The organism is Burkholderia sp. BCC0397, from assembly GCF_902832865.1.
Classification (GTDB): Bacteria; Pseudomonadota; Gammaproteobacteria; order Burkholderiales; family Burkholderiaceae; genus Burkholderia.
The window spans coordinates 236893-251419 of the sequence record NZ_CADFDL010000010.1; the positions used below are offsets into that span (position 1 = coordinate 236893).

Genomic DNA, 14527 nt, shown 5'->3' on the forward strand with positions numbered 1-14527 from the left:
GACGATTATCTCACGGGCCGGCGTCCCGGGCCTCGCGCGGCAGTCGGCGGCGGCGAGACGGCCTGCATCGCGTCGATCAGGTGGTCGCGGAATGCGCGCACCGACGCGGGCAAATCGCGTCCCGCCATCGTCTGCACCTGGATGCTGCGTTCGCGCAGTTGCGGGTTCGTCACGGGCACGACGACGAAGCCATCCGCATCGGCGCGGTCGCGCACCGACAACAGGCCCGTGAACATCACCGCGCCCGTGCGCCGCGCGTAGCCGTACATCGCCGCGGTGTTGTTGCTCGTCAGCTCGGGCTCGAGCAGCAGCCCGTCGAGCGCGCACGCGATGTCGATCAGCTGGCGCACCGTCGTGCCGGCCTCGGGCAGCACGTGCGCGTGCCGCGCGACATCGGCGAGCGACACCGCGTCGCGCGTCGCGAGCGGATGATCGTGCCGGACCAGCGCAAAGACCGGCGCGCGCTCGGTGTGATCGACGCGCACGCCCTTCTCCGGCGCGAGGCTGAAGGTCAATGCGATGTCCGCATCGCCGTCGCGCACGCGCCGGGTCGCGTCCGCCGGCGATACGACCCACACGATGAAATCGACGCCCGGGTGGCGCGCCTTGAAGCCTGCGAGCACGCCGGGCAGGAAATCGATCGCGAACCCTTCCGAGCACGCGATCTTCAGCAGGCTGCCGTGCAGCGCGTCGAGCCCGCCGATGTCCTTCATCACGTGCTCGGCCTCCAGCAGGCTGCGCTGCGCGAACGCCAGCAGCCGCTCTCCCGCCTCCGACAGCGCCATCCCGCGCGGCCGCCGCTCGAACAGCGGCGCGCCGAGCTCGCTCTCCAGCTTCGCGATCTGGCGGCTGATCGCGGACACCGCCACGTGCAGCCGCGCGGAAGCGTCGCTGATCGAGCCGGTACGCGCCACCTCGACGAAATACCGCAACGCCAGGCCATGCAGGAAAGCCGCCATCGTTCTGTCTCCGCGCCGCATCCGGTCGCGCTGCTTTGCCTTTTCGGCAAAGAAAGGTTCGAAATTCGATCATTGTGACAAAAAAACCGGCTTTCTAGAATCGATCGCACTTCACGTTGCGTGCGCGGCCCGCGCACAGCGAACCCGACCGAGGAGACCCGATTTGAGCCGTACCGCCGCCATCCAGCACGCACTGAACCAGTTCGAATCCGGTGCGTTCTTCACGACCCTGAGCCGCCGCGTCGGCCTGCGCACCGAAAGCCAGGAAAGCGGCAGCGACGCCGCGCTGCGCGCCTATCTGACCGACGAGATCGCGCCCGAGGCCGCGCGCCTCGGTTTCACGTCGCGGATCGTCGACAACCCCGTCGACGGCGGCGGCCCGTTCCTGCTCGCGTCGCGCCACGAAGACGACGCGCTGCCGACCGTGCTGATCTATGGCCACGGCGACGTCGTGCGCGGCTACGACGCGCAGTGGCGCGCGCCGCTGTCGCCGTGGACGCTGACGGCCGACGGCGACCGCTGGTACGGCCGCGGCAGCGCCGACAACAAGGGCCAGCACACGATCAACCTCGCCGCGCTGGCGAGCGTGCTCGATGCGCGCGGCGGCCGGCTCGGCTTCAACGCGAAGCTGCTGATCGAGATGGGCGAGGAAACCGGGTCGCCGGGCCTCGACGCGCTGTGCCGCCAGGAGCGCGACGCGCTCGCGGCCGACGTGCTGATCGCCTCCGACGGCCCGCGCATCGCCGCCGCGCGCCCGACGGTATTCCTCGGCTCGCGCGGCTCGGTCAACTTCAAGCTGAGCCTGCGCGCCCGCGACGGCGCACATCACTCCGGCAACTGGGGCGGGCTGCTGCGCAATCCGGCGATCGTGCTCGCGCATGCGCTCGCGAGCCTCGTCGACGCGCGCGGCGCGATTCGCGTCGCGGGGCTGCGCCCGCCGCCGATCCCGGCCGCCGTGCGCGACGCGCTTGCCGATCTTTCCGTCGGCGGCGGCCCCGGCGATCCGGCGCTCGACGCCGACTGGGGCGAGCCCGGCCTGTCCGCCGCCGAGCGCGTGTTCGGCTGGAACACGTTCGAGATCCTCGCGTTCAAGGCCGGCAATCCGGAGCATCCCGTCAACGCGATCCCGCCCGCCGCATATGCGCACTGCCAGTTGCGCTTCGTCGTCGGCACCGACTGGGAAGCGCTGCATGCGCACTTGCGCACGCACCTCGATGCGCACGGCTTCGCCGACATCGAGATCGACGTCGAACGCGGCGCACCGGCAACGCGCGTGCCGCCGGACGATCCGTGGGTCCGCTGGGCCGTCGCGTCGCTCGCGCGCACCACCGGCAAGAAGCCCGCGATCCTGCCGAATCTCGGCGGCACGCTGCCGAACGAGGTGTTCGCCGACACGCTCGGGCTGCCGACGCTGTGGGTGCCGCACTCGTACCCGGCGTGCTCGCAGCACGCGCCCGACGAGCACCTGCTCGCGAGCGTCGTCAGCGAAGGGCTGCAGATGATGGCCGGCCTCTTCTGGGATCTCGGCGACGCCGCGCCGCCCGTTCGCCGCGCGGCATCCACCGCGGCCGGCGCCGCCCTGTAACGCGCTTCGCCCCTTTCACGGGACTGCACACACGATGAATACGACCACCCTGACCTCGCAGGACGCCGCGCGCCCCAGCGCCGCGAAGATCCGCCGCATCATCTTCGCGGCGTCGATCGGCAACGCGCTCGAATGGTTCGACCTGATCGTCTACGGCTTCTTCGCGGTGACGATCGCCAAGCTGTTCTTCCCCGCCACGAGCGAAGCGACGTCGCTGATGCTGACGCTCGGCACGTTCGGGCTGTCCTACCTGATCCGGCCGATCGGCGGCTTCGTGCTCGGCGCGTACGCGGACCGCGCGGGCCGCAAGGCGTCGCTGCTGCTGTCGATCGCGATGATGATGGCCGGCACGCTGCTGATCGCGCTGATGCCGACCTACGCATCGATCGGCATGCTCGCGCCGCTCGGCATCATGCTGTCGCGGCTGATGCAGGGCTTTTCCGCGGGCGGCGAATTCGCGAGCTCGACCGCGTTCCTCGTCGAGCACGCGCCGCAGCGGCGCGGTTTCATGTCGAGCTGGCAGTTCGCGAGCCAGGGCCTCGCGACGTTGCTCGCGTCGGGTTTCGGCGCGCTGCTGACGGCCACGCTGACTTCCGCGCAACTCGAAAGCTGGGGCTGGCGCGTGCCGTTCCTGTTCGGCCTCGCGATCGGCCCGGTCGGGCTGTACATCCGCCGCTACGTCGACGAAGGCGTCGAGTTCAAGACGCAGGCGCGCTCCGAAGCGCCGGTGCGCGAGCTGTTCGCGGACCAGAAGCTGCGGCTGCTGTTGTCGGTCGGCGCGCTCGTGATCTCGACCGCGATCAACTACATGATCCTGTACATGCCGACCTACGCGATCAAGCAGCTCGGGCTGCCGGCATCGACGGGCTTCGCGGCGACGCTCGCGACCGGCTTCGTGCTGACGCTCGTCACGCCGGTCGTCGGTCATCTGTCCGACAGCACCGGGCGGATCCGCATGATGGCGGTCGCGGCCGTGCTGATGCTCGTGACCGTGTGGCCGACGTTCGCATGGCTCACGCGCCATGCGTCGTTCGCGACGATGCTCGCTGCACTGGTCTGGATCGGCGCGCTGAAGGCGATGTATTGCGGTGCGCTGCCGGCGCTGATGGCCGAACTGTTCCCGTCGCAGACGCGTGCCACCGGGCTCGCGGTCAGCTACAACACCGGCGTCACGCTGTTCGGCGGCTTCGCGCCGTTCGTCATCACCTGGCTGATCAGCACGACCGGCAACCGGCTGTCGCCGGCGCTCTATCTGATGGGGTGTGCGCTGCTGAGCCTCGCCGCGCTATTCGTCGCGCGCACGCGGCTGAAGATGCGCTGACCCGAGAAACGACGGCGCAGCGGTGCGCCGCCGAAACCGCCCGACTCGGCCCGTCGCGGCAGCGCCGCCGCACGGGCCGCGCGCCGTTTACGGCGCCGGATTCGGCTGCCGTTCGTGCAATGCGTCGATTTCGGCGAGGATCTCGTCGGACAGCGTCACGTCGATGCTGCCGATGTTCTCCTTCAACTGCTCGAGCGACGTCGCGCCGACCAGGTTGCTGCGCACGAACGGGCGGCTGTTGACGAACGCGAGCGCCAGTTGCGCGGGCGACAGCCCGTGACGCTGCGCGAGCGCGACGTAACGCGACGTCGCCTCGACGGCCTGCGGCTTGCTGTAGCGCTGGAAGCGCTCGAACAGCGTGATGCGCGCACCGGCCGGACGCGCGCCGTTCTCGTACTTGCCGGACAGCCAGCCGAACGCGAGCGGCGAATACGCGAGCAGGCCGACGCCGTCGCGATGCGTGAATTCCGACAGCCCGTTTTCGAACGTGCGGTTCAGCAGGCTGTACGGATTCTGGATGCTCGCGATGCGCGGCAGCCCGAGCCGCTCGGCCGCGCGCAGGAACTGCGCGACACCCCACGGCGTTTCGTTCGACACGCCGATCGCGCGCACCTTGCCGGCCTTCACGAATTCCGCGAGCACGCCGAGCGTTTCCTCGATCGGCACCGTGTACGCGTCGTCGACCCACGGATACGCGGGCCGGCCGAACGTGGTCGTGCTGCGATCGGGCCAATGCAACTGATAGAGATCGACGTAGTCGGTCTGCAGGCGCTTGAGGCTGCCGTCGAGCGCTTCGGTCAGGTTCTTGCGGTCGAACTGGTTGCCCTCGCCACGAATATGGCGCGGATTGTGCGGCTGCCGCGCCGGCCCGGCGATCTTCGTCGCGAGCACGATGCGGTCGCGCTGCGCGCGATGCTGCGCGATCCAGGTGCCGATGTATTGCTCGGTGCGGCCCTGCGTGTCGGGCTTCGGCGGCACCGGATACATTTCCGCGGCATCGATCAGCGTCACGCCCTGCCCGAGCGCGTAGTCGATCTGCTCGTGCGCGTCGCGCTCCGAATTCTGCTCGCCCCACGTCATCGTGCCGAGACCGATCAGGCTGACCTCGATGCCCGAATCGCCGAGTGTGCGGTATTCCATGCTGTTCCTGTCGCGTCGGTGGAAAGCAGGAACGCTATCACATTGAAGGCGACTGCTTCAGACGGGTGCCGCGCACGCTTACAAGCGGCCTTCGGCGCTGCCCCGCGCGTTCACGCGCCCGCTCGGACGACGGTGTTGCCGCCCTCCGTCACTGCGGGCGCTGGATGAAGCAGGTCGCCGACGCATGCGCGACGATCTTGTCGTCCGGCGTCTTCAGCGTGCCCTCCGCGACGCCCAGCGAACGCGACAGGTGAATCACGCGCCCTTCCGCGATCAGGTCGACGTCGCGCGGCACGGGCCGCAGCATCTTCACGTGCAGATCGACGGTGCCGTAACCGACGCCCGCATCGAGCATCGAATGCACCGCGCACCCGGTGACCGAATCGAGCACCGTCGCGGCGAACCCGCCGTGCACGCCGCCCAGCGGGTTCAGGTGCCGGCCGTCCGCCCGCGCCGAAAACTTCACGTAACCGAGCTCGACGTCGAGCGGACGCATCGGGATCGTCTCGGAAATCGACGCAAGGGGCGCGTCGCCCGACACGGCGGCACGCAGCAGATCGAGGCCAGACAGGGAAAGCGGATTCATCGGGTTGTCTCCGGGTTGAAAGCGCGTCGCCGCGCGAGTAAGTTCTAAATTGGAACTCATTATTGTCAACGATGCCGGTCGTTGTCAACGCGGCTACGCCCGTTGCAACCGAAGGCGGGTTCTATAATCGAACTCGCTATTTCGCTGAACCGCCGCACGACCGCCACAAGAGGCAAGAGACTCGACGATGAAATGGGATGACATCGGCACGCTGAACTGTTCGGTCGCGCGCACGCTCGCCGTGCTCGGCGACCGCTGGACCATGCTGATCCTCCGCAACGCCTTCCTCGGCTGCCGCCGCTTCGATGCGTTCCAGGCCCAGCTTGGCCTGACGCGCCACGTGCTGGCCGAACGGCTTGCGCGGCTCGTCGACGAAGGCGTGCTCGTCAAGCGCGCGTATCAGGAACGCCCGCCGCGCTTCGAATACCGGCTGACCGAAAAGGGCCTCGACCTCTACCCGACCCTGCTCGCGCTGACGGCGTGGGGCGATCGCTGGAAGGACGACGGCCAGGGGCCGCCGGTGCAATTGCGCCATCGAGCCTGCGGTCAGTTGATGCACGCGGTGACCGTATGCTCGGCCTGCGGCGAACCGCTCGACGCGCGCGATGTGCAGCCCGAGCCCGGGCCCGGCTGGATCACGCCCGACGAGGCCGGGGCGTCTGCAGCCAGGGATTGACGATGCGCTGCGCGCGGATGTCTGTCTGACGCGCCCGCTAGACGTCCGCTTGGGCCACTGGCCGCGTTGAGTCTGGGTCCAGCCGACCGGGCGCACGCATTGCTCGCACGCGAGTGCCCTGCAACGGTAAACGCAATCGCATGCCATCGCCGGCCCTATCCGCTATCCGTTGATCGTCCCGATTGAACACACGAAGCTGCACAACGCAACTTTGCGTCACCCCCCAACACCTCTGCCGACCATCGCTTCGCATCCGCACGTGACCGGGCCGCCATGCGTGCGTTACACTCACGGCCCGCTGTCTCGAAATTATTCGCTGTCCAAGATGTCGTCGCGCAATCGCCTCGCTGCCGCCTGTCTCGCCGCTTCCCTCCTCGCCACACCCTTCGCCGCCTTCGGCAAGACGCAAAGCGAATCGCTGCTCCAGCAAGCGATCGATCTCGTGTCGCGATGGCTGCCGGCTCCCACTCACGAAGCACCCGCGACCCAGGTCGTCGAATCGGCATTCTCGCCCGACGGCGGCGCCGAGGCGCTCGTGCTAAAAGCGATCGGAGCGGCGCGCAGCTCGATCCGGGTCGCCGCCTACTCGTTCACGTCGCCGCCCGTCGCGCGCGCGCTGCTTGCCGCCAAGCGCCGCGGCGTGAATGTCGCGGTAGTCGTCGACGACAAGGGCAACCGCGCGAAGAGCAGCAAGCAGGCACTGAACCTGCTCGTCAACGCGGGCATCCCGACGCGCACGATCGACGCCTATGCGATCCACCACGACAAGTACCTCGTGATCGACGCCGAGCACGTCGAAACCGGTTCGTTCAACTACAGTGCGTCGGCGGCCAGCCGCAATTCCGAGAACGTCGTCGTGGTCTGGAACAATCCGCAACTCGCGTCGCGCTACCTCACGCACTGGCAAAGCCGCTTCGACCAGGGCACGCCGTACCGCTCCAGCTACTGACGCGCGACACGCGCTTTCGCCCGGCGCTCGACCGCTCGCATTTTTGCCGCGGTGTGGCAGATGATCGGCGAGCACGGCGCGATGTTCAATTCGGCCGAATGGCCAGCATGCCGGCTCGCGAAGCGGCCGCCATGCGCGATGCCGCCGCGTTCAATGGATTTCAGGCGCGCGGCCGGTCGCTGCGCCGGCATGCGCGCTCGACACACAGCGGTTCACGTGCCCGTCCGCACCGCTTGCCGAATTCGCCGACAAGCCGTGGTCGCCCATCGGCAGCACGCTGCTCACGCAATCGGTGCTGAACATCAGCGTGTTCTGAACCAGCGGGTAAAGGAGATACAGCGCAAACGCGAGATAGCCCGCGTACAGAATTCGAACCATGGTGCGATGGGATGCGATGAACGATTGGACTCGTCCTGTTTACGGCATGGCGCCGCGCACCTTGAGGTATCGCCCGTCCGATTCCGCATCGGGACGAAACACGGGTCGATGACGCCCGCTTCTTACTGCATCTTCACCGCCCTTCACGAACCCGATCACCGCCGCTGCAGGACTTGCAGCGTGGCGATGCATCGAACGATGCGCAATCCTGTTCGACGATCCATGACCGGCCTGACGGCCGGGACAAAAAACAAGGCGCACGCAAATCGTACCGAAACCGTCCGACGAGGCAGCTCGGTCGGGCACGCACGCCATCGTACCGTCGCCGACCTGCTCGCATCGGCCGATCGCCAGATCGGTCGAACACAAGCAGCGCGGCAAAACGGCCGGCGCATAACCGCGGACGAGCCGGGCCGGCGCGGCGGATCAAGCCGCCGCGCAGCCGCTCGGCCGCGGTCGGGCGCCGGCGTCGGTTCAGCTCCCGCAGGGCGGCGCGCTGGCCATGGCCTCCGCGATCTGCTCGGGTGTCAGGTCGCGCTGATGCGTCGCCAGCGACCAGCGATGCCCGAACGGATCCTCGACCTGCCCGTAACGATCGCCCCAGAACATATCGGCGGCCGGAATCGTGACCGTCGCGCCGGCCGCGACCGCCTTCGCGATCGCCGCGTCGGTATCCGGCACGTACAGGTGCAGGCAGACGGGCGTGCCTTTCAGCGCCTTCGGGCCCAGCGCACCGTGCTCGGGCATTTCATCCACCAGCATCAGCGTCGAATCGCCGATCGCGAGGCACGCATGCGCGAGCCGGCCGTCGGGCATCGCGAGGCGAAACTGTTCGGTCGCATTGAATGCGCGCTGGTAGAAGTCGATGGCTGCGGTTGCGCCCGCGCAGATCAGATGCGGGGTCAGCGTGCGCATCCCTTCCGGGATCGGCTTGACGGACGTGGCCATGGTGTCGCTCCTTCAGTCGGTTGTCGTATCGAAAATCGGGACGGACGCGCGATGCGCACGCCTCCGATGCTACGACGGACGACTCCCGCGGAAATCGACACGACACACGGGATTTTTTTGTTTGGTTGAGCCACTGGGTGCACAGGGCGCCCCACCTGGCCTCGTCAGCCCGTTCGGTCGGCCGGTTCGTCCGGCAGGCCGAACTGACGGCGGCAGGCCTCCAGCAACTCGGCCACCGCGTCGAGCGGAAGATCGGCAAACCGGGCGATCGGCAGCATCACGCCACCCGGCACCCTCGTGCGCGACGAATCTACGGAGAACTGGTAGCCGATGTAATGATTACCGGCGACGCGGACGATCCGGAATTCCGTGACGTCACGCCACGGCGTGACCGGTTTTTCCCGCGCGGAGCCGATCAGCCGGAAGCCCGTCTCGTCGATCTGCAGCGACATCTTGCGCCGCGACGAGACGAACAACGCGGCACTGGACAGCCCCAGCAACGCGGCCAGCCCCGCCACCGGCCAGAGCGTCGGAGCGGCCACATAACCGCACAGGCTCGCCGCGGCCAGCCCCGCACACACGACCGCCCTGCTTTTCAGGCTTCGGCCGTCGACCGCCAGCGTCACCGGCAACGAACCGGTGACCGTTCCCGCGACGGGATCGACGTGCCAGCCGGAATCCGTCGTTTCGCGTTCGTCGTTCATTGCACGCCGGCTCGTGTCGACGGCCGCCGGTCCATCGACGAGGGCGGCATGTCGGAATTCCGATCCCGGTGGCGCGAATCACGCGCCATTGAGCCGACGTCGGTCAATTGCAGACCTTGACGGTACCGTTGGTCGTGCATTGACCGATGGCCCAATGGCTCTGCGCTGCCAGACGAGGCGCGACGCCCATGCCGCGAATCGGCGCGGCAGGCGGCGACGATGCAGGAACAGGCGCCGACGCAGTCTCGGGCGACGGTTGCACGGGCGCTGGCCCGGAGGTCTGACAGGCGGCAAGCGCCAGACAGAGCGCGAATGCCGGCGGGACGATGGCGGATCTAGGCATGGTAGTGGGCGCGTTCGCGCGATTCGGTTTGGGTAACGGCTCGCAGTCAGATCTGCGGCAGGTCGCGCAACGTGCGCGACTCGCTCGTTGCATCGATGTCGAGCTCGATGCCCTCCGACGCATCGCGATACAACACGCGTTTCAGCCTGGGCCCGATTGCGGTGGTGTCCGATGCCGAGAAGATCGCACGGACGTCGTTACCGGACGCGAGCGCGCGCGCCACGTCCGCCACCGGGGCCTCACGGGGCGCCGCCGCCCACGAGCGATCGGCCGGGTTCACGGCCGCCCAGCGCACGTGCGTCACGCGCGCGCTGAGCGGATCGATTCGGACACCATTCACCGCGAACGTCGACATCGGCATCTCCTTTGAATTTTTACGGCCTGCCGCATGCATGCGGCGAGCGGCGAACAGCCCGGACCTCGCCTGCGCAGCGCGCACGGCCCGCGATCAGGTGCGCGGCTCCGGCCAACGCGATTTTCGATGATACATTGGGACGCTTTGCAACCGTCAACAGACAATCGTGTACGGGAGAAACACATGAGCGACGCCTGGGGAACCTTCCCTGCCAGAATGGGCGACCATCAGGCTTTCATCAGCTTCAACCACGGCTTTGCGGAAATCGCCGAAAGCGATCCGCGCACGTCGCTGCTCAGCGTGCGCGTTCCCTTTGCGCATCCGTCGCCCGAAGGTCTGCCAACCGGCGACGAATTCGCCGATCTCGCGAAGATCGAAGATCTGCTCGACGCCGCGATCACCGCGAAAGACGGCGTGCAGGTCGGTCGCATCACCGTCGACGGCAACCGGGATTTTCTTTTCTACGTGCCGTTCGACGAAGAGGCGGCCGCGGAGATCGTCGACTCGCTGGCCGACCAGACGACCTATGCGCTGCAGTACGCCCATCAGGACGATCCGGACAAGACGACATACTGGCAGACGCTCTACCCGACCGACGACGACTGGCAGATCATGCGCGATATGCGCACGCTGGAGGCGCTGCGGCAGCAAGGCGACGTCCCTGACGTGAGCCGGCGCGTGATGCACTGGGCGTACTTCCCCGACCCGAGCGACGCGCACCAGTTTGCGGACTGGGCCGAAGCGAAAGGCTATCCGGTCGAATCGGTCGCGCCGACCGAAGACGGCAAGTCGGCGGTGCGGTTTTCACACGAAGGCACGATGACGCTCGCCGACATCACGCGCCATACGCTCGCGCTCAATCGCGAGGTGCGCGCACTCGGCGGGAACTACGACGGATGGGAAACCAGCGTCGAACAGGCTGGCTGAGCGGAGCGCCATGCCCGTGGCGTGTGATGTGACGCTATCTGACGCAAAAAACATCCCGGCAGCGCGTTGTTGCGCGCCGCCGGGATCAAGGCATCGCCGGAAAAACCGGCGATGGGCCTGAGGGTTCGCTCAGGCACGAGGAAAGCGATTCTTGCGGATTAGGCGAACGGATGTCGGGGTGCGAACGAGTGCCGTCGCGCCGCCCGCCGAACGCCTGTCCGGTTCCGCCGACGCAACCTTCCGGCGTCGGGGGGCAAAAAGCCCCCGCTCCTGCACGAGCGAGCGGGGAAATAGTTGACCGGGCCGGGGAAGAACGGTCAACCGGTCAAATTGTGATCGCGGGTCGCGCGACGGTCTGTGCGGCAACTCACCCTTTAGTAACAATGTGACGGCCACCGGCATGCTCGCGTGCCGGTGGCCGTCATGATTCGAGCGTGACGCATTGCTTGCCGGCCTCGCTGACGGGGAGCCGGCGACAGCGTTCGTCTTTTCATTCCAGCGTTTTATTTTGTTTTAATTCAAGTCGATTTTTCAGACCCCGGCGCAGTTTCCGGTAAGTCGCGGATATTGTCAAAGCAGGATTATTCTATTTTTTTCGCGCGATGCAATTTCCGCATCATTTTTTCGCGCGGAATTTCTCGCACGCAATGATCTGCGTCACAAAAATACGAGTTCGTCGCTACAACGAGCCACTGGAAAACCAGTCGGCAAGCATATCGATCCAGTCGAGATTGCCGACGATTTCAATAGCGGCGTCGCCGACGATTTCGGCTGTCGACGAATCTGCCGCCACCGCGCCGGTTGCCACCGCGCTCGCTTTCACAATCCCGGTCGATGCGACGGGCTTCGGATCGGCAAGCCGCTCCAGCCAGTCGACGATATTGGCGCGCGCGTCCTCTTCATCGGCGAAATCGTTTCGCTCCAGAAAACGATCGAATACGATCCACCCGAGCGTCTTGCTTCGCACCTCGGATTCGAGCTGCCTGTCGATAACGGCGGCACGACCGGACTCGGTGATTTCAAGCGTTGCGGTGAAACGGTAATCGAGATATTCGATCTCGAGTTTCGACGACATGGCTTCTCCGCTCAATATGCCCTCTCAATTTTCATGATGCCCGGCGCCTGACGTGCTTCTCGACACCGTGTGAATCTTGCGTGAATTTCGCGCAGGGTTTCGTTCTCGCAGGCGAGTATTGCGATATTCTCGCGGCCTGTCGATACGGACCGTCAACGCATGACCGTTCCCATTCTTTTTGCCGGTTGAGCCCGTAAGTCGCTCCGTTTTCCTATTTTTGGTATCGACCTGCAGTGCAGCCGTCCGCGCTGCTAAACTCGAATCACAAAGACCGCTTGCGCCACCAGAGGAAATAATGACGCTCGCTCACGCACGACAAAGCGGCGTAGATGTCTGGATCGTCCAGCTTCCCGGGCACGCTCCCTATGCCTACACGCACCTCAAGCGGGTATTCTCGTCCGACGACTCTCGACATCGGGTCGTGACGATCGACCTGAAGAAACTGCTGGCCTGCGCCGACCGCGACACCACCGACTATGTGCTGCCGTCGGTTCAGTACTGGGCACCTGGAAAGGCCGCGGGCATTCGCGAATTCCTCGATCCGAACCAGGACCGGATTCCGGACATGCCGTTCATCACGTTTCGCGAGACGAGAACGCGAACGTTGCTCGGCATTCCCGGCCTGTCGAAAATCGGCGTCGCATCGTTCCGTAACGGCCAGCATCGCGCACGCTATCTCGCCTATGCCGGCGCGACGATCCTGCCCGTCGAAATCCACGAGACTGAAGCCGATTTGCTTGTGCGGTATTGCGGCGTGTGATGGCAAAGTCCGCTGGGCTTTCACCTGGCGCTTCCATAGCAGCCAGACGCAGTTGCACTCGCGTGCCGCCGCTCGCGCCGATGCCGGCAAGCGTTCAAGCCTGGATCGCGTAAATCCGGTCGGTGACTTCCGTCTGGCCGATGCGGCTCGTTTCGACGCCGGCCAATTGCCAGCCGTTGTGTTCGTAGAACCCGATCGCACGCACGTTGCCCTCGAGCACCTGCAAATGGACCTTGTCCACGCCGATCGACCGGGCCCATGCGCGAACGGCTTCGATCATGCGCTTGCCCGTACCGCTGCCGTGATGCGAAGGATGCACGGACTCGACGATGATTTCGTAACCGTCGAATTCATCACTATGGCATTAGATTCTCTTGTGCATAGGGTGGCCGTCGGCGTTGACGGTAAGCATCGCGATCGCATGAACGTCGGTGCCGTCTGGACGACGCAGCGTTTACCAGATCCCGGCGACGCACAGCGTTTCTCGGTCGACAAGCCCCAATCCTTTGCCAAACGCATGGACCGAGCACCCATTCGCCATCGTCTTTTTGGTACGCCTCCGGATACGATGGCTCGACGACGTACTTGGCCGAGGCTCGCCATGTGGGGGCGAATACGTTAGCCATCGAGCAATGCCCTCTTCCCTTTGTTCTTGATCAGGTAGTACGCCTACTGCCCGATGTACGCGATCGTGGCGACGGCTACCCACCAGTTGATGTCGTGGCCGGTCAGCCACAACCAAAAATTGCTTCCCACAGCCGGCGCCGCCTTGGCAACGCTCACCGCGAGACCGTTCTTCATCGAGTCCCCGAAATGAAAAAGCCGCCCAGATGGCGGCTATGCGTATGAGAGGTGGCCCTCGGTGGCGTGGCTACTCGACGACCGGGGCGGGTCCTGGATTCGGTGCGACGGATCAATCGAATGCTACACTCCGGCCGATTGTGATCGAGCGAACTCATCGACAGGACAATATATGGCTTTCACTAGAGATTGGTTTTCGAACTCCATCCCATCGTGGAACGAAGCGCTTGCCCCTTTCAAAGGAGCCGAGAACCTTCGGTTCCTTGAAATCGGATCGTTCGAAGGTCGCTCGAGTTGCTGGCTTCTCGAGAACGTGCTTACTAGTGACTCGTCAATCCTTCACTGTGTTGACCCTTGGGTCGGTCCGATCTACGAACGCTTCATGGACAGCGTCTCACCTTGGAAAGACAGGGTCGTGATGCACCGTGGGAAAAGCGAGGACATGCTCCCGCTAATTCCCGGACCATTCGATCTCGTCTATATAGACGGGTTGCACATGGGATTTAACGTCCTCCAGGACGCCGTATTGACATGGAACAAACTAAAGGTCGACGGCCTCATGATCTTTGATGACTACCTCTGGGAACACCAAGGGTTGGACAGGACTTTGGTGCCGAAGGATGCAGTCGACGGCTTTTTGTCAGTGATACACGGCAGGTATGAACTGGTGCATCTTGGTTACCAAGTCATCATTCGAAAGAACGGTCGAGGCGCAGAATTCGAAAAGCAATATTTTGATTTCTGCCAGCGCGTATCGACCGACCTCTCGCCAGTCTTTTAACGGCAGTTGCAGCGAGACAGGGGAAGCAACTCATGCCCCTGTCGGCTCCTCGAACGTCTACATTCCGTCGCTGCCTTGCGAAGCAAGGCAGCCGATTGACACAAAGTCCCCTCAGGAAGTTCTATCAGGGTCGCGTTCTCGGGCGGCGAACCTGTCCGCATTTTTGTGGGCGAGGCGGTTGAACAGCACGTTATCCACGCGCCTGCATAAATCGCTCGCCGAACAGGATAGCAAACTGG

Annotated in this window: 17 protein-coding genes and 1 pseudogene; 7 read left to right on the forward strand and 11 right to left on the reverse strand. The window is 65.2% G+C overall.

Features of this window, described 5'->3' with window-relative positions:
* Nucleotides 1–5 precede the first annotated feature (5 nt).
* Complete coding sequence (locus tag HWX03_RS26975) at nucleotides 6–959, reverse strand: LysR substrate-binding domain-containing protein (RefSeq protein ID WP_175873330.1); 954 nt, start codon at nucleotides 957–959, stop codon at nucleotides 6–8.
* Nucleotides 960–1122: 163 nt separating this feature from the next.
* Here HWX03_RS26975 and HWX03_RS26980 point away from each other — a divergent pair, with 163 nt between their 5' ends.
* Nucleotides 1123–2544, forward strand: a complete 1422-nt coding sequence (locus HWX03_RS26980) for a M20 family metallopeptidase (RefSeq protein WP_175873331.1) — start codon at nucleotides 1123–1125, stop codon at nucleotides 2542–2544.
* A gap of 34 nt (nucleotides 2545–2578) precedes the next feature.
* Nucleotides 2579–3865, forward strand: coding sequence for an MFS transporter (locus tag HWX03_RS26985; RefSeq protein WP_175873332.1), 1287 nt, complete (start codon nucleotides 2579–2581; stop codon nucleotides 3863–3865).
* A gap of 87 nt (nucleotides 3866–3952) precedes the next feature.
* Here HWX03_RS26985 and HWX03_RS26990 read toward each other — a convergent pair whose 3' ends face one another.
* Both HWX03_RS26990 and HWX03_RS26995 read right to left on the reverse strand, forming a co-directional pair.
* Nucleotides 3953–5005 carry an NADP(H)-dependent aldo-keto reductase gene (locus HWX03_RS26990; protein WP_174391157.1) on the reverse strand — a complete coding sequence of 351 codons (1053 nt, stop codon included), beginning with the start codon at nucleotides 5003–5005 and terminating at the stop codon, nucleotides 3953–3955.
* Nucleotides 5006–5153: 148 nt separating this feature from the next.
* A complete protein-coding gene (locus HWX03_RS26995) occupies nucleotides 5154–5591 on the reverse strand; it encodes a PaaI family thioesterase (RefSeq protein WP_006484216.1) in 438 nt (145 codons plus the stop codon).
* Nucleotides 5592–5778: 187 nt separating this feature from the next.
* Between HWX03_RS26995 and HWX03_RS27000 the strand changes: the two genes are divergently transcribed.
* Both HWX03_RS27000 and HWX03_RS27005 read left to right on the forward strand, forming a co-directional pair.
* Nucleotides 5779–6267: a helix-turn-helix domain-containing protein gene (locus HWX03_RS27000; protein WP_175873333.1), complete on the forward strand. Its 489-nt coding sequence runs from the start codon at nucleotides 5779–5781 to the stop codon at nucleotides 6265–6267.
* A 325-nt stretch (nucleotides 6268–6592) separates the two neighbouring features.
* Complete coding sequence (locus HWX03_RS27005; RefSeq protein ID WP_175873334.1) at nucleotides 6593–7216, forward strand: phospholipase D family protein; 624 nt, start codon at nucleotides 6593–6595, stop codon at nucleotides 7214–7216.
* Nucleotides 7217–7366: 150 nt separating this feature from the next.
* On the opposite strand, the gene HWX03_RS27010 is transcribed toward HWX03_RS27005, so the two are convergent.
* From HWX03_RS27010 to HWX03_RS27025, 5 genes are all read right to left on the reverse strand, one after another.
* Nucleotides 7367–7594, reverse strand: a complete 228-nt coding sequence (locus tag HWX03_RS27010; protein WP_175873335.1) for a hypothetical protein — start codon at nucleotides 7592–7594, stop codon at nucleotides 7367–7369.
* A 474-nt stretch (nucleotides 7595–8068) separates the two neighbouring features.
* Nucleotides 8069–8542 carry a VOC family protein gene (locus HWX03_RS27015; protein WP_175819896.1) on the reverse strand — a complete coding sequence of 158 codons (474 nt, stop codon included), beginning with the start codon at nucleotides 8540–8542 and terminating at the stop codon, nucleotides 8069–8071.
* Nucleotides 8543–8706: 164 nt separating this feature from the next.
* Nucleotides 8707–9246, reverse strand: a complete 540-nt coding sequence (locus tag HWX03_RS27020) for an aspartyl-tRNA synthetase (protein ID WP_175873336.1) — start codon at nucleotides 9244–9246, stop codon at nucleotides 8707–8709.
* Between the two features lie 103 nt (nucleotides 9247–9349).
* On the reverse strand, nucleotides 9350–9589 hold the full coding sequence (locus HWX03_RS37365) for a hypothetical protein (RefSeq protein WP_347879537.1): 240 nt from the start codon (nucleotides 9587–9589) through the stop codon (nucleotides 9350–9352).
* Nucleotides 9590–9635: 46 nt separating this feature from the next.
* The gene (locus HWX03_RS27025; protein ID WP_174391163.1) at nucleotides 9636–9944 is read right to left on the reverse strand and encodes a phosphatidylserine/phosphatidylglycerophosphate/cardiolipin synthase; all 309 of its coding nucleotides are present in this window, start codon (nucleotides 9942–9944) and stop codon (nucleotides 9636–9638) included.
* A 183-nt stretch (nucleotides 9945–10127) separates the two neighbouring features.
* On the opposite strand from HWX03_RS27025, the gene HWX03_RS27030 reads away from it, so the two are divergent.
* Nucleotides 10128–10871 (forward strand): DUF695 domain-containing protein, encoded by a 744-nt coding sequence (locus tag HWX03_RS27030; RefSeq protein WP_174433353.1) that lies wholly within the window; start codon nucleotides 10128–10130, stop codon nucleotides 10869–10871.
* A gap of 679 nt (nucleotides 10872–11550) precedes the next feature.
* Here the strand turns inward: HWX03_RS27030 and HWX03_RS27035 are convergent.
* Entirely contained in the window at nucleotides 11551–11946 is a 396-nt protein-coding gene (locus tag HWX03_RS27035; RefSeq protein WP_175873337.1) for a hypothetical protein, read from the reverse strand.
* A 295-nt stretch (nucleotides 11947–12241) separates the two neighbouring features.
* Here HWX03_RS27035 and HWX03_RS27040 point away from each other — a divergent pair, with 295 nt between their 5' ends.
* Complete coding sequence (locus tag HWX03_RS27040; RefSeq protein WP_175873338.1) at nucleotides 12242–12706, forward strand: hypothetical protein; 465 nt, start codon at nucleotides 12242–12244, stop codon at nucleotides 12704–12706.
* 94 nt (nucleotides 12707–12800) lie between these two features.
* Here HWX03_RS27040 and HWX03_RS27045 read toward each other — a convergent pair.
* Nucleotides 12801–13025 (reverse strand): annotated as a pseudogene (locus HWX03_RS27045) (GNAT family N-acetyltransferase); the annotation flags it as partial.
* Between the two features lie 350 nt (nucleotides 13026–13375).
* The gene (locus HWX03_RS37270) at nucleotides 13376–13507 is read right to left on the reverse strand and encodes a hypothetical protein (RefSeq protein WP_279612248.1); all 132 of its coding nucleotides are present in this window, start codon (nucleotides 13505–13507) and stop codon (nucleotides 13376–13378) included.
* A gap of 172 nt (nucleotides 13508–13679) precedes the next feature.
* Between HWX03_RS37270 and HWX03_RS27050 the strand changes: the two genes are divergently transcribed.
* Nucleotides 13680–14288: a class I SAM-dependent methyltransferase gene (locus HWX03_RS27050; protein WP_175873339.1), complete on the forward strand. Its 609-nt coding sequence runs from the start codon at nucleotides 13680–13682 to the stop codon at nucleotides 14286–14288.
* The last annotated feature ends 239 nt before the right edge of the window (nucleotides 14289–14527 follow it).